Origin of the sequence: Micromonospora sp. NPDC049903 (assembly GCF_044460945.1) — a bacterium.
Lineage (GTDB): Bacteria > Actinomycetota > Actinomycetes > Mycobacteriales > Micromonosporaceae > Micromonospora.
In genome coordinates this window covers 57,024-77,332 of sequence record NZ_JBITKL010000022.1, presented here as the reverse complement: position 1 = coordinate 77,332, position 20,309 = coordinate 57,024, and the positions used below count along the sequence as shown (strand labels likewise).

At 72.5% G+C, this 20,309-nt stretch carries 20 protein-coding genes and 1 riboswitch; of the genes, 15 read left to right on the top strand and 5 right to left on the bottom strand.

Going from position 1 to position 20,309, the window contains the following annotated elements; all coding sequences use genetic code 11:
- Nucleotides 1–25: 25 nt before the first annotated feature.
- Nucleotides 26–868 (bottom strand): ABC transporter substrate-binding protein, encoded by an 843-nt coding sequence (locus ACIBO1_RS25835; protein WP_396750870.1) that lies wholly within the window; start codon nucleotides 866–868, stop codon nucleotides 26–28.
- A gap of 264 nt (nucleotides 869–1,132) precedes the next feature.
- A riboswitch (SAM riboswitch) is annotated at nucleotides 1,133–1,245 on the bottom strand.
- Between the two features lie 295 nt (nucleotides 1,246–1,540).
- On the opposite strand from ACIBO1_RS25835, the gene ACIBO1_RS25830 reads away from it, so the two are divergent.
- The 7 genes from ACIBO1_RS25830 (at nucleotide 1,541) to ACIBO1_RS25800 (ending at nucleotide 7,249) form a co-directional block, all read left to right on the top strand.
- Nucleotides 1,541–1,843, top strand: a complete 303-nt coding sequence (locus tag ACIBO1_RS25830) for an urease subunit gamma (RefSeq protein WP_350694727.1) — start codon at nucleotides 1,541–1,543, stop codon at nucleotides 1,841–1,843.
- Nucleotides 1,840–2,205, top strand: a complete 366-nt coding sequence (locus ACIBO1_RS25825; protein WP_396750867.1) for an urease subunit beta — start codon at nucleotides 1,840–1,842, stop codon at nucleotides 2,203–2,205. Before ACIBO1_RS25830 ends, ACIBO1_RS25825 begins: the two co-directional genes overlap by 4 nt.
- On the top strand, nucleotides 2,202–3,905 hold the full coding sequence (locus ACIBO1_RS25820; protein ID WP_396750865.1) for an urease subunit alpha: 1,704 nt from the start codon (nucleotides 2,202–2,204) through the stop codon (nucleotides 3,903–3,905). The genes ACIBO1_RS25825 and ACIBO1_RS25820 overlap by 4 nt, the downstream gene beginning before the upstream one ends.
- Entirely contained in the window at nucleotides 3,905–4,588 is a 684-nt protein-coding gene (locus tag ACIBO1_RS25815) for an urease accessory protein UreF (protein WP_396750863.1), read from the top strand. Before ACIBO1_RS25820 ends, ACIBO1_RS25815 begins: the two co-directional genes overlap by 1 nt.
- Entirely contained in the window at nucleotides 4,578–5,339 is a 762-nt protein-coding gene (ureG, locus tag ACIBO1_RS25810) for an urease accessory protein UreG (protein ID WP_396750861.1), read from the top strand. The genes ACIBO1_RS25815 and ureG overlap by 11 nt, the downstream gene beginning before the upstream one ends.
- Nucleotides 5,339–6,100: an urease accessory protein UreD gene (locus tag ACIBO1_RS25805; RefSeq protein ID WP_396750859.1), complete on the top strand. Its 762-nt coding sequence runs from the start codon at nucleotides 5,339–5,341 to the stop codon at nucleotides 6,098–6,100. The genes ureG and ACIBO1_RS25805 overlap by 1 nt, the downstream gene beginning before the upstream one ends.
- Before the next feature lie 123 nt (nucleotides 6,101–6,223).
- Nucleotides 6,224–7,249: a serine hydrolase gene (locus ACIBO1_RS25800; protein ID WP_396750857.1), complete on the top strand. Its 1,026-nt coding sequence runs from the start codon at nucleotides 6,224–6,226 to the stop codon at nucleotides 7,247–7,249.
- Between the two features lie 67 nt (nucleotides 7,250–7,316).
- Here the strand turns inward: ACIBO1_RS25800 and ACIBO1_RS25795 are convergent, their stop codons facing one another.
- On the bottom strand, nucleotides 7,317–7,766 hold the full coding sequence (locus ACIBO1_RS25795) for a MarR family winged helix-turn-helix transcriptional regulator (RefSeq protein ID WP_396750855.1): 450 nt from the start codon (nucleotides 7,764–7,766) through the stop codon (nucleotides 7,317–7,319).
- A gap of 97 nt (nucleotides 7,767–7,863) precedes the next feature.
- On the opposite strand from ACIBO1_RS25795, the gene ACIBO1_RS25790 reads away from it, so the two are divergent.
- From ACIBO1_RS25790 to urtE, 6 genes are all read left to right on the top strand, one after another.
- Nucleotides 7,864–8,991, top strand: a complete 1,128-nt coding sequence (locus ACIBO1_RS25790; RefSeq protein WP_396750853.1) for a substrate-binding domain-containing protein — start codon at nucleotides 7,864–7,866, stop codon at nucleotides 8,989–8,991.
- A gap of 527 nt (nucleotides 8,992–9,518) precedes the next feature.
- Nucleotides 9,519–10,763 (top strand): urea ABC transporter substrate-binding protein, encoded by a 1,245-nt coding sequence (gene urtA, locus ACIBO1_RS25785; protein WP_396750851.1) that lies wholly within the window; start codon nucleotides 9,519–9,521, stop codon nucleotides 10,761–10,763.
- Nucleotides 10,764–10,837: 74 nt separating this feature from the next.
- Nucleotides 10,838–11,725 carry an urea ABC transporter permease subunit UrtB gene (urtB, locus tag ACIBO1_RS25780; RefSeq protein ID WP_396750849.1) on the top strand — a complete coding sequence of 296 codons (888 nt, stop codon included), beginning with the start codon at nucleotides 10,838–10,840 and terminating at the stop codon, nucleotides 11,723–11,725.
- On the top strand, nucleotides 11,722–12,888 hold the full coding sequence (gene urtC, locus ACIBO1_RS25775) for an urea ABC transporter permease subunit UrtC (RefSeq protein WP_396750847.1): 1,167 nt from the start codon (nucleotides 11,722–11,724) through the stop codon (nucleotides 12,886–12,888). Before urtB ends, urtC begins: the two co-directional genes overlap by 4 nt.
- The gene (gene urtD, locus ACIBO1_RS25770) at nucleotides 12,885–13,658 is read left to right on the top strand and encodes an urea ABC transporter ATP-binding protein UrtD (protein ID WP_396750846.1); all 774 of its coding nucleotides are present in this window, start codon (nucleotides 12,885–12,887) and stop codon (nucleotides 13,656–13,658) included. The genes urtC and urtD overlap by 4 nt, the downstream gene beginning before the upstream one ends.
- Nucleotides 13,655–14,350 carry an urea ABC transporter ATP-binding subunit UrtE gene (gene urtE / locus ACIBO1_RS25765; RefSeq protein WP_396750845.1) on the top strand — a complete coding sequence of 232 codons (696 nt, stop codon included), beginning with the start codon at nucleotides 13,655–13,657 and terminating at the stop codon, nucleotides 14,348–14,350. The genes urtD and urtE overlap by 4 nt, the downstream gene beginning before the upstream one ends.
- Before the next feature lie 136 nt (nucleotides 14,351–14,486).
- Here the strand turns inward: urtE and ACIBO1_RS25760 are convergent, their stop codons facing one another.
- From ACIBO1_RS25760 to ACIBO1_RS25750, 3 genes are all read right to left on the bottom strand, one after another.
- The gene (locus ACIBO1_RS25760; RefSeq protein ID WP_396750843.1) at nucleotides 14,487–14,969 is read right to left on the bottom strand and encodes a Rieske 2Fe-2S domain-containing protein; all 483 of its coding nucleotides are present in this window, start codon (nucleotides 14,967–14,969) and stop codon (nucleotides 14,487–14,489) included.
- A gap of 16 nt (nucleotides 14,970–14,985) precedes the next feature.
- Nucleotides 14,986–15,549, bottom strand: coding sequence for a DUF6529 family protein (locus tag ACIBO1_RS25755; RefSeq protein WP_396750933.1), 564 nt, complete (start codon nucleotides 15,547–15,549; stop codon nucleotides 14,986–14,988).
- 68 nt (nucleotides 15,550–15,617) lie between these two features.
- Nucleotides 15,618–16,421, bottom strand: a complete 804-nt coding sequence (locus tag ACIBO1_RS25750) for a hypothetical protein (protein WP_396750841.1) — start codon at nucleotides 16,419–16,421, stop codon at nucleotides 15,618–15,620.
- Between the two features lie 262 nt (nucleotides 16,422–16,683).
- Here ACIBO1_RS25750 and ACIBO1_RS25745 point away from each other — a divergent pair, with 262 nt between their 5' ends.
- On the top strand, nucleotides 16,684–18,480 hold the full coding sequence (locus ACIBO1_RS25745) for an ABC transporter ATP-binding protein (protein ID WP_396750839.1): 1,797 nt from the start codon (nucleotides 16,684–16,686) through the stop codon (nucleotides 18,478–18,480).
- Entirely contained in the window at nucleotides 18,477–20,300 is a 1,824-nt protein-coding gene (locus ACIBO1_RS25740) for an ABC transporter ATP-binding protein (protein ID WP_396750837.1), read from the top strand. The genes ACIBO1_RS25745 and ACIBO1_RS25740 overlap by 4 nt, the downstream gene beginning before the upstream one ends.
- The last annotated feature ends 9 nt before the right edge of the window (nucleotides 20,301–20,309 follow it).

The window sequence follows — 20,309 nt, the reverse complement described above, 5'->3', positions numbered from 1 at the left end:
CGCCCTACTCGCTCGTCGTCCTACCTCAGGAGGCGGCCGGCGCCGACACGTCGCCGCTGCCCGGGGTGAAGTCGGCCGGGATCGGCCGGCCCGGGTAGTACTGCTCCTGCAGGCGGGTCCAGGTGCCGTCGGCGATCACCTCGTCCAGGGCCCGGTTCAGCGCCTCGCGCAGCGTGTCGTTGCCCTTGGCCACCGCGTACGCGGTGGGTGCCGGGCTGAGCTCCTTCGCCGCGACCTTGATCCTGCCGCCGCTGTCGGCGGCGGTCTTCTCACCGATCTCGGCCGGGGCGATCCAGGCGTCCGCGGTGCCCGCCTTGAGCTGGTTGATCGCGCCGTTGTAGTCCGGCACCCGCACCGGGTCGAGGCCACGCCCGGTCGCGTAGTCGTCCTGGACGGTGCCCTGCACGACCACCACCCGCTTGCCGGACAACTCGTCGAAGCTCGCCAGCGTCGAACCGGCGGGCACGTCGAGCCCGAAGTAGCCGAAGTCGTAGCCGTTGCCGAAGTCGACCGTCTTCTTCCGCGCCTCGGTGATCGTGATCGAGGAGCTGCCGACGTCGAACTTGCGGTTGTTGACCTGGGCCAGCAGCCCGGAGAAGTCGGTGCCGACGAACTCCACCCGCAGCCCGAGCTTGTCGGCGGCGGCGACCAGCAGGTCGTTGTCGAACCCGGTGAACTCGCCGTCCTTGAGATAGACGTTCGGCGGCGCGTCGGTGAGCGTGCCGGCCCGCAGCACCCCCGGCTGGAGCAGGTTGTACGGGTTGTCGGCGGGGTCACCGTCCGAGCCGCAGGCGGTGAGGGCGGTGGCGGCGAGCACGGCGGTGACGCCGACGGCGGCGGCCCGGGTCAGGGCAGGAAGGAAGCGCACAGGTGTCTCCTGATCGAGCGGCGGCGGGCACGCACGTGCCACGCCGACGGTCCGCCGTGGGACGGACCGCGAAGGATGGGAATGGGAACGAGGTGGTCGTCCGACCGGGTGGGGTCGGCGGCCGGGTAGCGACGCGGTCAGCTACACGCGGCGCTGCACACCCGCATCATGTCGACGTGTCGACGCCGGGTCAGGTCCCGGCAGGCAACCGGTCGATCGGGGTACGCCATGGCTCTCCTCGAGGTCGTGATGACCTGGGACACCAGGCCACGCTTGCACCGGAGGTCGCTCCGATGCCTGGTCCTCACCCGGGGCACCCCTGCGCGGACGAGGGTTGCCGGCCAGCGAGCCGGGGCTTGACGCTGGCGCTCTTGACCTGTCGTCGAGGCTAGCAGCCGGTGACGGGGCAGCGTCCACCCGTTATGACGACCCTCACGCGGGGTGTTGCCCGCCGCCCGCGTGATCCCTTACGGTCTGCTCAGCGGTGGGCGGTGCGGTCCGCATCCGACCCGACACCGCCGGTGGTCCGTCACGCGGACCTGGGGAGGTGGAAACCCCGGGCCCCGCGCACGTGGCGGTCGGGACCGGCGGGCGAACCCCGACCGGCGGTCGGCGCGTCGAGGCGCCGGGCCGACGGTGTCCGGGGGCGCGGACACCCACCGGGAGCACCCCGTGTATCTCACCCCCCACGAGCAGGACCGCCTGCTCGTCCACGTGGCGGCGGACGTCGCCCGGCGTCGCCGCGAGCGCGGCCTGCGCCTCAACTATCCGGAAGCCGTCGCGGTGCTCACCGCCTTCCTGCTCGAAGGCGCCCGCGACGGGGCGACCGTGGTCGACCTGATGGCCTCCGGCCGCACCGTCCTGACCCGGGACGACGTGCAGGACGGCATCCCCGAGTTGCTGAGGGAGGTGCAGGTGGAGGCGACGTTCCCGGACGGCACCAAGCTGGTGACGGTGCACCACCCGATCCCGTGATCCCCGGGGAGATCCTGCCGGCGGCCCGGCCGGTGGAGATCAACGCCGGGCGTCCGGTGACCACGCTGCTCGTGGTGAACACCGGCGACCGGCCGGTGCAGGTCGGGTCGCACTACCACTTCGCCGAGGCCAACCCGGCCCTGGACTTCGACCGGGCCGCCGCCTGGGGACAGCGTCTCGCCGTACCGGCCGGGACGTCCGTGCGTTTCGAACCGGGCGTGAGTCGCACCGTGGACCTGGTGCCGCTGCGCGGCGCGCGGATCGTGCCCGGCCTGCGCGGCGAGTCCGCCGGCCCGCTGGACCCGGCCCCGACGACGGCGGTGCCCGGTGGCGGCGCGCAGCGGAGCGGAGCGGCGGCATGAGCCTGGTGGAGCGGGAGCGCTACGTCGCGCTCTACGGGCCGAGCACCGGCGACCGGATCCGGTTGGCCGACACGAACCTGCTGATCGAGGTCGAGCACGACCACTGTGCCGGCGGCGACGAGGCGGTCTTCGGCGGCGGCAAGGTGATCCGCGAGTCGATGGGCCAGTCCCGGGCCACCCGGGCCGAGGGCGCCCTGGACACGGTCGTCACCGGCGCGGTGGTCCTCGACCACTGGGGTGTGGTCAAGGCCGACGTGGGGATACGCGACGGGCGGATCGTCGCGCTGGGCCGGGCGGGCAACCCGGACACCATGGACGGTGTGCACCCGGATCTGGTGATCGGTCCGGCGACCGAGGTGATCGCCGGCAACGGCCGGATCCTCACCGCCGGGGCGGTCGACACCCACGTGCACTTCATCTGCCCGCAGATCGTCACCGAGGCGCTGGCCGGCGGGGTCACCACCCTGGTCGGTGGCGGCACCGGACCGGCCGAGGGGACCCGGGCCACCACCGTCACGCCGAACGCCTGGCACCTGGCCCGGATGCACGAGGCCCTGGACGCGTTCCCGGTCAACGTGCTGCTGCTCGGCAAGGGCAACACGGTCTCCGCCGAGGCGCTCTGGGAGCAGTTGCGGGCCGGTGCCGGTGGGTTCAAGCTGCACGAGGACTGGGGCACCACCCCGGCGGCGATCGACGCCTGCCTGCGGGTCGCGGACGCCTCCGGCGTGCAGGTGTCCATCCACACCGATACTCTCAACGAGGCCGGGTTCGTCGCGGACACCCTGCGGGCGATCGGCGGCCGGGCGATCCACTCCTATCACACGGAGGGAGCCGGGGGCGGGCACGCGCCGGACATCATCACCGTCGCCGGGGAACCGAACGTGCTGCCCTCGTCGACCAACCCGACCCGCCCGTACACCCGCAACACGCTGGCTGAACACCTCGACATGCTGATGGTCTGCCACCACCTGAACCCGGCGGTGCCGGAGGACCTGGCGTTCGCGGAGAGTCGGATCCGACCGTCCACGATGGCCGCCGAGGACCTGCTGCACGACCTGGGCGCGATCTCCATCATCGGCTCGGACTCGCAGGCGATGGGCCGGGTCGGCGAGGTCGTGCTGCGGACCTGGCAGAGCGCGCACGTGATGAAGGCGCGGGTCGGGGCGCTCGCCGGTGACGGTGCCGCCGACAACCACCGGGCCCGGCGCTACGTGGCGAAGTACACCATCTGCGCGGCCATGGCCAACGGGCTCGACCACGAGATCGGCTCGGTCGAGCCGGGCAAGCTCGCCGATCTGGTGCTGTGGGAGCCGGCGTTCTTCGGCGTCCGGCCGCACCTGGTCATCAAGGGCGGGTTCATCGCGTACGCCCAGATGGGGGACGCGAACGCCTCCATCCCGACGCCGCAGCCGATGCTGCCCCGACCCATGTTCGGCGCGTACGGCGTCGCGGCCGCCGCCACCAGCCTGGCGTTCGTGGCACCCGCCGCGCTCGACGCCGGACTGCGCCTGGACGTGCGTCGCCGGGTGGTGCCGGTCGCCGACGTGCGCTCCCGCGGCAAGACCGACCTGCCGGAAAACGGTGCGCTGCCGCGCATCGAGGTGGACCCGGACACCTTCACCGTCCGCATCGACGGCGAGGTGGTCGACCCCGACCCGGTGACCGAGTTGCCGATGGCCCAGCGTTACTTCCTGTTCTGATGACCGCGCCGACCATGCTGTTGCTGCTCGCCGACGGGCGGTTCCCGGCCGGGGCGCACGCCCACTCGTCGGGCCTGGAGGCGGCCGTCGCGGCCGGGCGGGTGACCGACCTGGCCACGCTGGGGGAGTACCTGCGCGGACGACTGGCCACGGCCGGGCTGGTCGCGGCGGCGTTCGCGGCGGCGTCCCGGCGGGCGGCCCGGTCGGCCGGACGCCGGGACCTGCTGGCGCGGCTCGACGCCGAACTGGACGCCCGGACCGCGTCGCCGGCCCAGCGGGCGGTGTCCCGTCGCCAGGGCCGGGCACTGCTCCGGGCCGGGCGGGAGATCTGGCCCGGCGACATCTTCGACGACCTGCCCGCCGTGCCGCCCGGCCCGCACCAGCCGCTGGTGCTGGGGCTGGTCGGTGCCGCCGCCGGTCTGGACCCGGCGCAGGTCGCCACGGTCGCCGCCCACGCGACGGTGACCGGTTCGGCAAGCGCCGCCGTACGTCTGCTCGGCCTCGACCCCTACCGGGTGCAGGCCCTGCTGGTGCGGCTCGCGGTCGCCTGCGACGCCACCGCGGCGCGGGCGGCGCGGGCCGCCGAGGAACCACCGGAGCGGCTGCCGGCCGCCGCCGCTCCGCTCGCCGACATCCATGCCGAAGTTCACGCCACCTGGGAGGTGCGTCTCTTTGCGTCCTGAGACCGACCACGACGAGTCCGTTCCGCACACCCACCCCGAGCCCGGAGTCGACCCGCACGCCCCGCTGCCCACCGCGTCGCGGGCGCTGCGGGTCGGCATCGGCGGCCCGGTCGGCTCCGGCAAGACGGCGCTGGTCGCCGCGCTGTGCCGGGCCTTCGCCGACGAGCTGCGGCTGGCGGTGGTCACCAACGACATCTACACCACGGAGGACGCCGACTTCCTCAAGCGGGCCGGGGTGCTCGACCCGGACCGGATCCGGGCCGTGGAGACCGGCTGCTGCCCGCACACCGCCATCCGCGACGACATCGGCGCCAACCTGGACGCGGTCGACGAACTGGCCGAGGCGCTGGGCCCGTTGGACCTGGTGCTGGTGGAGAGCGGTGGGGACAACCTGACCGCGACCTTCAGCCGAGGTCTGGTCGACCGGCAGATCTTCGTGGTCGACGTGGCCGGCGGGGACAAGGTGCCGCGTAAGGGCGGCCCGGGCGTGACCGCCGCCGACCTGCTGGTGATCAACAAGACGGACCTGGCACCGATGGTCGGGGCCGACCTGTCGGTGATGGACCGTGACGCGCGAGCCCGCCGGGGCGACCTGCCCACGGTGTTCCAGTCCATCACCGAGGATCCGCTCGCCACCCGGGTCGCCGAGTGGATCCGGCACGAGCTGGCCCACCATCGGGCCGCGACGGCTTCTCCCGTCGGGCCCGAGCGCACCAGACCGGTCGCCGCGGTGCCCGCCGGGCAGGCCTGATGCGCGCCACCGCCCGGCTGGTGGCCCGCGCCGACCGGCACGGCCGCACCGTGCTGGCCGAGCTGCGGGGGGAGAGCCCGCTGCTGCTGCGGCAGGTGCCGGCATCGGGCGGTGGCGTCACGGTGTACGTCGTCGGCGGTGCGGCCGGTCCGCTCGCCGGCGACGACCTGCGGCTGGAGGTCGAGGTGGGCCCCGGTGCGGTGGTCGACGTCCGCACCGTGGCAGCCTCGATCGCCCTGCCCGGCCGCCCCGGCGCGGTCTCCCGGATGCGGGTCCGGGCGACCGTCGCCGCCGACGCCACGCTGCACTGGCTGCCGGAGCAACTGGTCGCGGCGGCGGGCTGCGCGCACGTGGCCGACGCCCAGGTGGACGTCGCCGAGGGCGGCACCCTGCACTGGCGCGACGAACTGATCTGCGGCCGACACCGGGAGGCACCCGGCAACGCCGAGGTCGTCACCCGGGTCGACCTCGGCGGTCGGCCGCTGCTGCGACAGTCGCTGGCGGTCGGGCCGGACGCACCCGGCTGGGCCGGACCGGCGGTGCTCGGCGGCGCTCCCGCCACCGGCTCACTGCTCCTGGTCGACCCGACCGCACCGGCCGAGCCTGCGGCGGTACGGGGCACGGTCGCCCGGCTACCGCTGGCCGGCGGTCCGGCCACCCTGTGGACCGCCACCGCCCCGGACGCGCACACCCTGCGCACGTACCTCACCCCAACGGCGACGGCGTTCCCGACCGACGACCGGATCGCCCGAGTCGGGTGAGGCCATCCCGACGACCGTTCCGCTCCACTCTGGAGTGAGGTCCAGCGGAAGATGGGTGGGTATGGCAGGGTGTGTCCGGTGCCGGCGATCCCGCCGGTGGCACGCCGGACCAGAGGAGTGGCAATGGCCGAGCAGATGAGTCGTCGGGCCGCGATCGGGATCGGAGCCGCTGCGGCGGCCCTGGTGGCGACACCGGCCGGTGCCGCCGCCGCACCGAGTACGCTGGCTGCCGGGGACGCATCCGGCCCCGGTGGAGCGCAGGCGCTGATCCGGCGTACCTATCGCCAGCAGAAGGCGCGGGCGGGCGGCGTGTGGCACTCGCACGTGGCGATGGTGGACGGCTCCGGCGCACTGCGGACCGTGGTGGCCGACGACGCCGACCGGGTCACGCACGGCTACAGCGTGCAGAAGCTAGCCGTCGCGGTGGCGGTGATGGACAAGATCGACCGAGGCGAGCTGGCGCTCGGCCAGCGCCTCGACCTGACCGGCGACATCATCCTCGGCGGCAGCGGCATCTATTTCCTGCACACCGTGTGGGGCGACGAGATCACCGTGGCGAACTTCCTCACCGCGATGCTGCTGGTCTCCGACAACACGTCGGTGCGGATGTGCGGGCGGGTGGTGCCGGCGCTGGAGATCAACGAGATCCTCGCCGCCAAGGGCTTCAGGCACACGCGGGTCGAGCCGGTGGCCAACCCGAACCGCTTCTTCCTCGGCGTGACCACTCCGCGCGAGACCCACGACCTGCTCTGGCGGCTGGCCGACAAGACCCTGCTGTCGGCCCGGTCGTGCGACTTCCTGCTGGGCATCCTGCGCTGGGTGAACGGCTACCACGACGGGATCCGTCGCGACATGTCGTCGGCGGAACGCAGCCGGGTGGCCACCAAGTACGGCGCGGACTACGACACGCTGGGCGCGGCCCGGCACGAGGCCGGGATCATGTTCGACGCGACCGGCGCGCCGACGCTGACCTACGCCTTCTTCGCCGACTCCCTCGGCGACCTGGACAACTACGGCGGCACCCACCCGGCGGTACGCGCCCACGCGACCCTGGGCCGGGTGATGTTCGACGCCGTCGGGCCGGTCACCAACGGCGCGGCACGGGCCCGCCACTCCGTCAACCGGTTCCGCCCGGTCAACGGCGGCTGACCTGACGTCACCCGGCAGCGTGGCCGACCCGCGACGGTGACCGCCCGCCCGCCGGCCGGTGGCGGCGTCAGACCCGGGTGGGGGCCGGGCGGCGGTCCGGTTCCAGTCGTCCGATCAGGTCGTCGAGGTGCCCGGCCAGGTCCGCGTCGCCCGACGCGCTGAGCCCGGACAGGTCGGCGTGGATCTGCGCGGCGATCCGTTCGTGCTCGCGTCGCCCCCGGTCGGTCAGGTACGCCCGGATGCGCCGCCGGTCGAACGGATCGACCCGCCGGAACACCAGGTTGCGGTCCACGAGCTGGTCGACCAGCTTGGTCAGGGTGCCCGGTGGCAGGGACGCCTCGGCGGCGACCTCGCTCATCGGGTGCCCTCGACCGTCGGCGAGCAGGCAGAGCACCCGCCACGCCTCGATGGTGAGCGACTCGACGGCGAGCACCGTGCCGACCCGGCGGGCGAGCAGCCGCTCGGCGCGGGTGAGCAGGGGTAGCAGGTCGGCTGCGGAGCCGGGAAGGTCTGACATGGCACTCCCGCCTGGCGGTTGCCGGGTCATCGTACCGAGACGTCCCGTCTGCTGGGGAGGTCTGGTCATCATCCTCGGCTGCGGCCACGATGTGTTCATGTCCGCGCCGGCACCGGGGTACGGGCGTCCGCAGGCGGGGGAGAGGCTCGCCGCCGGGGCGTCTTGGCTCACCGTCGACCGGGGCGTGGTCAGCATCGCGCTGGTGTATCCGATGCGTGGCCCGGCCGGCATGTTCGGCCCGAGCTGTGAGCAGTGCGCCCAGCTCGCGGTGGAGGAGGTCAACCAGCGCGGCGGGGTGCTCGGACGCGAGCTGCGGCTGGTGCCGGTCGACGGCGGCGCGCCACCGGCCGAGGTCGCCGCCGAGGTGGAGGCGCTGGTGTCGACCGGTGCCGTGCAGGGCGTGACCGGCTGGCACATCTCCTCGGTACGACAGGCGGTCGCACCGCGCATCGCGCACCGGGTGCCGTACGTCTACACCGCCCTGTACGAGGGCGGGGAGCGTACCGAGGGGGTCTTCCTGACCAGCGAGACGCCGGACGCGCAACTGTGGCCGGCGATGCGAGTGCTCGCCGCCGACCTCGGAATCCGGCGGTGGTTCGTGGTCGGCAACGACTACGTCTGGCCCCGCCGGACCACCCGCGCCGCCTACCGGTACGCGCTGCGCAGCGGCGGCCGGGTGGTCGGGCACCACTTCCTGCCGTTGGAGTCGCACGACTACGTCGAGGTGCTGCGGCGCATCGAGCGCAGCGACGCCGACGCGGTGCTGATGCTGCTGGTCGGTGCCGACGCGGTCCGGTTCAACCGGGCCTTCGCACGGTCCCGGTTGGACCAGCGCTGCCTGCGGTTGAGCACGTTGATGGACGAGAACATGCTGCTGGCCAGCGGCGCGACGAACACGCGGGGCCTGTTCAGCACGGCCGGCTTCTTCGCCGGGCTGGTCACGCCGGAGAATCTCGACTTCCACGGCCAGTTCGCCCGCCGCTTCGGGTTGGAGGCGCCGCCGCTGGGCAGCCTCGGTGAGTCCTGTTACGAGGGCGTGATGCTGCTGTCCGCCCTCATCGCCAAGGCCGGCACGCTAGACGTGCGGGCGGTGGAGGCGTCCGCCGACGTGGTGTCGTACGACGGGCCGCGTGGTGAACTGCGGCTGCGGCGTCGGCACGTACGCCAGCGCATCTATCTGGCCGAGGCCGACGGCCTGGACTTCACCGTCCTCGCCGAGCTCTGAAGCGGTCGGCGGCCGGCACCCGCGGGCCGAGGGCCGAGCGAACGGCGCGGTCGAGCGAACGGCGGGGGTCGATCGGCGGCGTGACCCGACCGTGCCTTGACAGGATCGCGCACCGGCCACATAAGATACTTCCTGCGTGAAGTATCCGGCCTGCGGGCGGGATACGACCACCCACCCGACGGTGATCGGAAATTGCCGCCGTCGCGGTCCATATTCGTGTGCCGGTGCCATTCCGCCGATTCTCGCGGCGGGGCTCCGGCATTTTCTGCATCCGCGCCTGCGATCGGCAGTAGCCAGCGGAAACAGTCTATTGAGGATCGGGAAACATTCGCGCAACGAAGCGGATCGAAGCTTTCCCTGCCCGATATCCGAATCGGTGCCCGGACCGGCGTCCACCCGCCGTGCCGGGCAGCGCGACATGTTCCGACGGACCGCACCGCACACGCAGAATCCGCACTTCTCGACCCGGGACCGACGCTCGTTCCCGGGCACTGACTCCACGCCCAGGCGCGAAGCAGGGAGCATTGATGACACTGATCCGGGGCCGCCGCATCCTGGCGGGTGCCATGACCCTGGTCGCCGCAGCCGCACTGGCCGCGTGCGGCAGCAAGACCACCGATGGGAACACCTCTGCCGGCGTCAGCGCCGACGTCTCCGGCGACACCGTCAAGGTGGGCCTGCTCAACTCCCTCTCCGGCACCATGGCCATCAGCGAGGTGACCGTCCGCGACGCGATCACGCTGGCGATCGAGGAGATCAACGGCGCCGGTGGCGTGCTCGGCAAGAAGATCCAGCCGGTCGGCGAGGACGGCGCCTCGGACTGGCCGACGTTCGCCGAGAAGGCCGAGAAACTGATCCGTGAGGACCGCGTCGCCGCCGTCTTCGGATGCTGGACCTCGGCCAGTCGCAAGGCCGTCAAGCCGGTCTTCGAGAAGAACAAGGCGCTGCTGTTCTATCCCGTGCAGTACGAGGGACTGGAACAGTCGCCGTACATCTTCTACACCGGCGCGACCACGAACCAGCAGATTGTTCCCGGCCTGGAGTATCTCAAGGCGCAGGGTGCCAAGTCGCTCTATCTGGTCGGGTCCGACTACGTCTTCCCGCGCACCGCGAACAAAATCATCAAGGCGTACGCGCAGGCCAACGGAATGACCGTGCTGGGCGAGGACTACGCCCCGCTCGGGTCCACCGAGTTCGGCACGATCACCAACAAGGTGAAGTCCGCCGGGGCGGACGCGGTCTTCAACACCCTCAACGGCGACAGCAACGTGGCGTTCTTCAAGGAGTACAAGTCCGCCGGGCTGACCGCCGCCGCCATGCCGGTGGTCTCGGTATCCATCGCCGAGGAGGAGGTCAAGAGCATCGGCACGCAGTACCTGGAGGGCCAGCTCACCGCCTGGAACTACTACCAGACCACGCCGGGCGCGGCGAACGAGAAGTTCGTGGCCGCGTACAAGGCCCGCTTCGGCGCGGACAAGCCGACCAGCGACCCGATGGAGGCCGCGTACGTCTCGGTCTATCTGTGGAAGGCGATGGTGGAGAAGGCCGGCACGTTCGACGTGGAGAAGGTCCGGGAGGCCTCCGACGGCATCACCTTCGAGGCGCCGGAGGGTCTGGTCACCGTGGACGGTGCGACCCAGCACATCGCCAAGACGGCCCGGGTCGGCAAGGTCGGCGCGGACGGGCTGATCGCCGAGGTCTGGAACTCCGGTCAGCCGATCACGCCGGACCCGTACCTCAAGAGCTACCCCTGGGCCGGCGGCCTGAGCTGACCGACGCCCCGGTCCCACGGCCCGGGCGGGACCCGTCCCGCCCGGGCCCCCACCCGCAGTTCGGAGTACCCACCGTGACAGTTCTCATCGGTCAACTCTTCACCGGCGTCAGCATCGGCGCGGTGCTGCTGCTGATCGCGCTGGGCCTGGCGCTCACCTTCGGCCAGATGGGCGTGATCAACATGGCGCACGGCGAGTTCATCATGGCCGGCGCCTACACCACCTACGTCCTGCAACAGGTCATCACCGCAGCCGGGTGGTCGCTGCTGGTGGCGCTGCCGGTCGCCTTCGTGGTGGCCGGCGCGATGGGCGTCCTGCTGGAGATCCTGCTGATCCGCCGCCTCTACGCCCGGCCGCTGGACACGCTGCTGGTCACCTGGGGTGTCTCGCTGATCCTGCAACAGCTCGCCCGGGACGTCTTCGGCAGCCCCAACGTGCAGACCCGGGCCCCGGAACTGCTCACCGGCAACATCGCGCTGCCGGGCGGGATCACCGTCGCCAACAACCGGCTGTTCATCCTGGCCCTGGCCGGTGGCGCGGTGGTCGCGCTGACGCTCGCGTTGCGCTTCACCCCGCTGGGCCGCCGGATCCGCGCCGTGGTGCAGAACCGCGACCTGGCGGCCGTCTCCGGCATCGCCACCGCCCGGGTGGACCGGATGACCTTCTTCATCGGGTCCGGCCTGGCCGGCATCGCCGGAGTCGCGCTGACGCTGCTCGGTCCGATCGGCCCCACCATGGGCACCAACCTGATCATCGACGCCTTCCTGGTCGTCGTGGTCGGCGGCATCGGCCAGCTCAAGGGCACCGTGATCGTCGCCTTCGCGCTGGGCGTGCTCCAAGCCTCCGGCGAATACCTGACCACCCTCAGCGTCGCCAAGGTGATGGTGTTCGTCGCCATCGTCGCGTTCCTCCAGTGGCGACCCCAGGGCCTGTTCACGCTGCGTACCAGGAGTTTGGCATGACGACCGTCGCCAGAGATCCCGTCACCGCCGACGCACCCGTGCCCTCGCCGGCCACCCCCGCCGCCGGCCCGTCCCGGCACCGGTTCCGGGCCGCCGCCGGGTTCGCGTTCGGCGCGGCCCTGCTGTTCGCCGTCGCCCCGCTGCTGCTCTCCGACTTCCGGCTGTCCCTGCTGGCCAAGTACCTCTGCGTGGCGATGGTCGCGGTCGGCATCGGCCTGGCCTGGGGACGCGGCGGCATGCTCGCCCTCGGCCAGGGCGTCTTCTTCGGTCTCGGCGGCTACGCGATGGCCATGCACCTCAAGCTCGCCGACGCGGGTCCGGGCGCCATGCCCGACTTCATGATGCTGTACGGGCAACTCGACGAGTTGCCACTGTGGTGGCGACCGTTCGCCAGCCCGTGGTTCGCCCTGCCCGCCACGGTGCTGCTGCCGATGGCGGTCGCCTTCGTCCTCGGGTCGCTGGTGTTCCGCCGCCGGGTCCGGGGCGCCTACTTCGCCATCCTCAGCCAGGCCCTCGCCGCCGCCATGGTGATCCTGCTGATCGGCCAGCAGGGCACCACCGGCGGCACGAACGGCCTCACCGACATCCAGGGCTTCTTCGGCTACGACCTGGACGACCCGGTCAACCAGCGGATGGTCTACTTCATCATCGCCGGCACCCTGTTGGCGCTGCTGGCCCTGACCCGGCACCTGATGCAGAGCCGCTACGGCGAACTGCTCGTCGCGGTCCGCGACGGTGAGGAACGGGTCCGCTTCCTCGGCTACGACCCGGCCACCGTCAAGCTGGTCGCGTACGTGGTGGCGGCGGGGATGGCCGGGCTGGCCGGGGCGCTGTTCGTCCCCGCGGTCGGCATCATCTCGCCGGCGCTGATCGGGATCGTGCCGTCCATCGAGTTCGTCATCGGTGTCGCCATCGGCGGTCGGGCCACGCTGCTCGGGCCGGTCCTCGGCGCGGTCGCGGTGGCGTGGGCCCGGACCGCCCTGTCGGAGCGGTTCCCGGGCACCTGGACGTACCTGCAGGGTCTGTTGTTCGTGGTGGTGGTGGCCTTCCTGCCCGGCGGCCTGGCGTCGCTGGTCGGCCTGGTCCGCCGCCGCGACGACGGCGACGAACGCCCCGGCCGGTTCGGCCGGCTGCGGCGGCGGAAGGCGGAGGCGACCTCGTGACCGGGCAACTGCACGGGCTCACCGTGCGCGACCTGCGGGTCAGTTTCGACGGCTTCACCGCCGTGGACGGCGTCAGCCTGGACGTCGCACCCGGGGACATCCGGTTCCTCATCGGACCGAACGGCGCCGGCAAGACCACCCTGGTCGACGCCGTCACCGGGCTGGTCCGGGCCGGCGGCTCGGTCCGCTTCGGCGACCGGGAACTGCTCGGGCGGCCGGTGCACCGGATCAGTCGCCTCGGCGTGGGACGCACGTTCCAGACCTCGACGGTGTTCGAGGAGCTGACCGTGGTGCAGAACCTCGACATCGCGGCCGGTGCGCGGCGGAACTGGGCGACGCTGCTGCGCCGCCGGCACGGGGTGCCCGACGAGGTGGCCGAGGCGCTCGACGTGATCGGCCTGGCCGACCGGGCCGAGCAGCTCGCCGGCACCCTCGCGCACGGGCAGAAGCAGTGGCTGGAGATCGGCATGCTGCTCGTCCAGGACGCCCGGCTGCTGCTGCTCGACGAACCGGTGGCCGGGATGAGCCACGAGGAACGCGACGCCACCGGTCGCCTGTTGGAGAAGGTCGGCCGGGACCGCACGGTGGTGGTGATCGAGCACGACATGGACTTCCTGCGCCGCTTCGCGCGGACGGTCACCGTGCTGCACGCCGGTCGGGTGCTCAGCGAGGGCACCGTGGCGCAGGTGCAGGCCGACCCGCGTGTGCAGGAGGTCTACCTCGGTCACCCGGTCGACGCCGGGGCGGCCCCGACGGCTACGGAGGCATGATGCTCAGTCTGCGCGGCGTGCACGCCGGTTACGGCCGCAGCCGGGTGCTGCACGGCGTCGACGTCGAGGTGCCCGACGACGGGGTGGCGGCGGTCCTCGGGCACAACGGCGCGGGCAAGTCCACCCTGCTGCGGGTCGCCGCCGGTCTGCTGCGTCCCCGCGCCGGTCGGGTCGAGCTGGACGGGGTGGACATCACCCGGCTGGCCCCGCACGAGCGGGTCGCCCGGGGCATCGCGTACGTGCCGCAGGGCCAGCAGTGCTTCCCGCACCTGACGGCGGCGGAGAACCTGCGGCTGGTCGCCGACGGTCGGCGTGACGGCGCGGCGGCCACGGCCGAGGTGCTGGACCTGTTCCCCGCGCTGCGACCGTTGCTGCGCCGTCGGGCGGGACTGCTCTCCGGCGGTCAGCGCCAGCAGTTGGCCATCGCGCGGGCCCTGATCACCCGGCCCCGGCTGTTGATGCTCGACGAGCCGACCGAGGGCATCCAGCCGTCGGTGGTGACCGAGATCCAGGAGCGGATCGTGGCGCTGATCGCGCAGCGTGGGTTCAGCGTGCTCCTGGTCGAGCAGCACCTCGGGTTCGCGCTGCGGGTGGCCGACCGCTACCACGTGCTGGAGTCGGGGCGGGTCACCTCGGCCGGCGCGGGCGGGGCCACGGCCGAGTCGACCGTACGGCAGGCGCTCGCGGTCTGAGTCCGCCGCAGGCTCCGGGACCCCTGCCCCACCCGCCCCCGGGTGGGGCAGGGGCCGTCCGGAGTCGCGACGCCACTCCGGACGGCCCCGCGCGGCCCGGGCCTGGAGTGGGCCGCGTCCTGGGTGTTCGCGCCGCCTAGGCCAGCCGGATGGCGTCCCCGTCGACGGAGACGTTCGCGGCGGGCAGCGGGGACCCCGCCGGTCCGCTGCGTACCGAACCGTCGGCGATGTCGAACACGCTGTTGTGGCAGGCGCAGACGATGGTGCCGTTGGTGACCGAGGTGACCGTGCAGCCCTGGTGGGTGCAGGTCGACGAGTACGCCTTGATGGTCCCCGGCGTCGGCTGGGTGATCACCACCCCGGCGTCGCCGTAGATCTGTCCACCACCCACCGGGATGTCGGCCAGGGTGGCCAGGGCCGGCGGGCCGCCACCGGCGTCCGGCGCGCCCGACGCGGACGGGTCGGCACTGGGGTTTCCGGCGGGCGGCGGCGGTGGCGGGGGCGCCGAGGTCGGCTGGCCGTACGTGGCGCATCCGGTCAGCGCGGCCACGCCCACCGCACCGGTGCCGGCCAGCACGGCCCGTCGCGACCGGCAGCAGCCGGCCTGCTCGTGGTTCATCCGAGGTGCCTTTCCGTCAGAGCTGGAAACCGAACGTGGTGAAGTACCAGACCGACGAGGTCAGGAAGACACCGATCAGGGCGACGAACACGACTCCACCGACCACCGGCAGCACCCACCCGGCGAGACCACGTTTGGGCAGGGTCAGCATCTTGGTGGCGAACACGCCGAAGAAGAAGCAGCCCAGCAGGGAGTGCATCAGCACCCGGGTGTCGAAGTCGGCGAAACCGAGCGCGTACAGGCAGTGCACCGCGACCGGCACGGTGAGCAGGAAGGCGATCCGTCCCGACCAGCGGTGCACGGCACCGGCCCAGGGCGGGGAGAACCCGCCGAGCCGGCCCCACATGGACAGCGCCGAGAGCAGTTGGACGACGGCGAAGAACGCCGCGCCCGTGCCCAGCCACACCTTCACCGTCAGCGGTGACGAGAACCCCGCCACGTTGACCGCGATGCCGGTCGGGGTGTGGGTGCGGCCGTACACCCCCAACGCCACCGCGACCCCCGCCCCGACCAGCAGCGGGACCACCATCGAGGGACGCGGCGCCGGAGCGCTCGGCGGCGGGCCGTCGAAGTCGCGCATCACCTCCATGGACGGATCCCGGGGGCGGCGGGGCACGGTTCGCACGCTGCCGTGGCGGTGCTGGGACATCACCGTGCTCCGGGGACGACCGGCGCGGCGGTGATGGTGACTCCGTTGACCTTGGTGGTGAAGAAGGCCGGGTCCAGCGGTGGTGCCGGGATGGGCTTGCCGTTCCAGGTGACGATCCCGATCTGGGTACCGTCCGGCAGCATGATCCAGCCACCGTCGATGCCGGCCGCACGGATGTCCTCGGTCGCCCGGTAGATCGCCGGGGCGGTGCCGGAGCCGGACTTGACCACCGGGCTGTCGTCGGTCTTCTGCTCGGGCCGGGCGGTGAACTTCCACCGGCGTACGCCGACGATCATCTCGCCGCTGGCCACGTCGCCCCGGATCACGCCGGAGAGCTTGGCGTCCTTGCCGGTCAGCTCGATCTTGCCGTCGCGGACCGTGCCGGACAGCCAGACCTCCATCTCCCGACCGTCGCAGACGTACGCCTCCGCCTTGCCGTTCTTGACGGTGATCGCGATGGTGGCGCCGTTCTCCAGCTCGCCGATCCAGTTCTGCTCCACCGAGTTGACCTCGGTGCCGGCGGACGACGGGTCCCGGTCGGCCGGTGGCGAGGTCACGCCCGGCCGCGCGCCGTCCGGGGCGTCCGGGTCCACCTCCGGCTCGGCGGGGTCGTCCACCTCGTCCTCGACGTCGGCCTCGACGTCGTCCTCGATCCCGGTCGACGGTGCCGGCGCGGCGACCGGTGGTCCGTTCCCGGCGGCGGGCTGGGTTCCCGGCGGGGATGCCTGCGCACTCATCGTGAACAGCACGGCGGCCGTCACCGCCCCCGAGAGGAGGGTGAGCAACGGGGTCATGCGCTTCATGGGCCACTCCCTTCGCCCAAGACGTACGGCCGACGGCGGTGTATCGGTTCAATCGGCGCGGGAGAACCTTTGCCGGACGGCCCGGGACGGTGTCCGAGGTGGTCCGTTCGGACAGGTGTCGATCACCCTGAGCGGTCGGTCGGCCCACCGTCGGCGACATTTGCGCGCGGGGAGCCTGTCTCCCGACATCGATAACGACTACCATTACACCGCTCGGGAGGTCCTCAAGGGACCGACGACCGCCGACGAGACGGGGTGGGCGATGGCCGCCGGGACCGACACGGACGCCGGTGGTGGCGGCCGCGAACTGCTCCGATCACTGGTACGCGCACAACGAGGCCGACTCACCTCGGCCGTGCTGCTCGCCGTCGCGGCGGTGGCGTTCCAGCTCGTGCCCTATCTGATGGCCTACCGGGTCGCGGTCGAGCTGGTCACCGAGGCGGATCCCGACGGCGGTTCCCTGATCCGGTACGCCGTCGTCGCACTGGTCGCCATCGCAGCCGGCACCGCGCTGATGGGCGGGGCCCTGGCGATCAGCCACGTCTGCGCGTACTGGCTGCTGCACCGGCTGCGCCAGCGCATCGCCGAACGCGTCTCGGTGCTGCCGCTGGGCGAGGTGACCCGGCGCGGCAGCGGCGGGGTCGGCAAGCTCGCCATGGAGGACGTCGAACGCATCGAGGTCTTCGTCGCGCACATGCTGCCCGACGCGGTCGCCGCGTTGACCGTGGTCGCGGCCACCACCGTCTGGCTCTTCGTCATCGACTGGCGGCTGGCGCTGGCGGCGGTGGCGGTCGTCCCGCTGGCCATGCTGGCGATGCGGCACGCCACCCGGGGCTCCGGCGCGTGGGTGGCGCAGTGGCACGGCGCCGGAATGGCGATGAACCAGACGGTCACCGAGTTCCTGCACGGCATCAAGGCCGTCAAGGTGTTCAACCGGCAGACCGACACCGTGGCCCGGGCCACCGACGCGGTCCGCCGGTACGTCGACTCGGAGACCCGCTGGGGACTGGCCTTCCTGCCCGGCGGGGCCGCGTACTTCACGATCATGGCGGCCAACGTGGCCGTCGTCGTACCGGTGGGGCTCTGGCTCTATCGCGACGGCGCGGTCGACGTGCCCACCCTGCTGCTGTTCCTGCTGCTCGCCCTCGGCTACACCGCGCCGCTGACCAAGCTCACCGGCTACAGCTCGCAGTTGCGCCAGGTGCGGTTCGGCGCCGACGAGATCGCCGCCCTGCTGAACAGCCCGGCGTTGCCGGACACCGGTCGCCGGGTGCCGCTCGGCCCGGCCTCGGTCGAGCTGGCGGACGTCTCGTTCGGCTACACCCCCGACCGACGCGCCCTCGACGGGGTGAGCATCCACGCCGAGGCGGGCCGGGTCACCGCCGTCGTCGGTCCCAGCGGCTCGGGCAAGAGCACCGTCGCCCGGCTGGTATCCCGGTTCTTCGACGTGGACGCCGGCAGCGTCCGGGTCGGCGGTGTCGACGTCCGGGAGATGGCCGTCGACCAGCTGATGGACACGGTCGCGGTGGTGTTCCAGGACCCGTTCCTGTTCCACGACACGGTCCGGGCCAACCTGACCCTGGGCCGCCCCGACCTGGACGACGAGACCGTGTACCGGGCCGCCCGTGCGGCGCGCTGCCACGACTTCATCCTCTCCCTGCCTCAGGGCTACGACACCGTCGTCGGCGAGCGGGGCGCCACCCTCTCCGGTGGCGAGCGGCAACGCATCTCGATCGCCCGTGCCCTGCTCAAGGACGCGCCGGTGGTGGTGCTGGACGAGGCGACCGCCTCCACCGACCCGGAGAACGAGATCGCCATCCAGCAGGCGGTGGCGAACCTGGCCACCGGGCGCACCCTGCTGGTCATCGCGCACCGGCTCAGCACCATCCGGGACGCCGACCGGATCGTGGTGCTGACCGACGGCCGGGCGGTCGAGACCGGCCGCCACGACGACCTGGTGGCCGCGGACGGCACGTACGCGCGGCTCTGGGCCGACGCCACCACCAGCGCCCGATGGAGTCTCGGCGCCAGCGACGAGCGGAGCGGAGCGCGCGGATGAGCATCCTGACCTCACCCCTCGGCGGTCAGCAGGACGCCCCGCCGGTCAGCACGGTGGCCGGACGCACCGTGGCGCTGATCCGCCGTCTCTGGGAGCTGTCCGATCCCCGGCTGCGTCGTCAGCAACTGTGGGGGATCGCCGCCCGGATGGCGGCGGCGGTCTGCATCGCGGTGCCGATCTGGCTGCTCGTCGTGGTCCTGCAACGACTCCGCGAGGCCAACCTCGGCGGACCGCCGATCAGCCAACGTGAGGTGCTCCTGTGGAGCGCCGCCGTGGTGGCGGCGACCGTCGGCCAGTTCGGCTTCGACCTGCTCGCCCAGCGGCAGAGCTGGGTGGCCTCCTTCGAACTCCTCGGCGAGCTGCGCCTGCGGGCGCTGGAACACCTGCGCCGGCTCCCGCTCGGCTACCACACCAAACGGCAGACCGGTGACCTCACCGCCCTGGTCACGCATCACCTCAGCGAGCTGGAGCCGGTGGTCTTCGGCGCCGTACCCACCATCATCGGCGCGGCCCTGCTGCCGCTGGTGATCGCGGTGGGCCTGCTGGTCGAGGACTGGCGGATGGGCCTGGCCGCGCTGGCCACCATCCCGCTGGCGATGCTGGTCTACGCCTGGTCGCAGCGGACCTTCGCCCGGCTCGCGGCGGAACGCGCCCAGGCCAGCGGCCAGGCCGCGGCCCGTTTCCAGGAGTACGTCTCGGGCATCGCGGTGGCCCGCGCACACGGCGCCACGGGTGAGCGCTCCAGTCGCCTCGCGCAGGCCCTGGTCCGGCACCGGGAGGCGAGCATCGGGCTGGTGAACAAGCTGGTCGTCCCGCTGGTGCTCTTCCTGACCGTGATCGAGCTGGGGCTGCCGGTGGTGCTCCTGGCCGGGGCCTTCCTGCTGATCGGCGGCGACCTGGCGCCGGCCACCTTTCTGGTGTTCGCGGTGCTGTCGCTGCGCATCCACGGGCCGCTGCGGGCGATGGGCGAGCAGACCGAGAGCCTGCGGGTCGGCGAGGCGGCCGTGGACCGGCTCGGCGCGCTGCTGGCCGAACCGGTGCCGGCGGAGGTCCGGGCCGGACCGGCGCCGCAGGGCCACGACGTCGAGTTCGACCGCGTCTCCTACACCTATCCGGGTGCGTCCCGCCCGGCGCTGCGGTCGGTCAGCTTCGAGGCCACCAGCGGCACGGTGACCGCGCTGGTCGGCAGCAGCGGCGCCGGCAAGACCACCTGCCTGCACCTGCTGGCCCAGTTCTTCGCGCCGGACTCCGGGACGATCCGGATCGGCGGGGTCGACATCCGGGAGTTGGACAGCCGGACCCTCTTCGACGCGGTGACCGTGGTCTTCCAGGACAGCTACCTGTTCAGCGAGTCGGTGCGGGACAACATCCGCTTCGGTCGGCCGGAGGCCGACGACGACGAGGTGGACCGCGCGGCGGCGCAGGCCCGGGTGGACGAGATCGTGGCCCGGCTGCCGCAGGGCGCGGACACCCTGGTCGGTGAGGGCGGGGCGACGCTCTCCGGTGGGGAGCGGCAGCGGTTGTCGCTGGCCCGAGCCATTCTCAAGGACGCACCGATCGTGCTGCTCGACGAGCCGACCGCGGCGATGGACGCCACCAACGAGCGCCACGTCCAGCAGGCCCTGTCCGGCCTGATCCGGGACCGCACGGTGCTGGTGGTCGCGCACCGGCTCGGCACGGTGCGGCACGCCGACCGGATCGTGGTCCTCGACGGCGGCGAGGTCGTCGAGGTGGGACGGCACGACGAACTCCTGGCCCGCGACGGGCGGTACGCGCGGATGTGGGCCGAGCAGGAGGCGACCCGGTCCTGGCGGCTGTAGTCGCCTGAC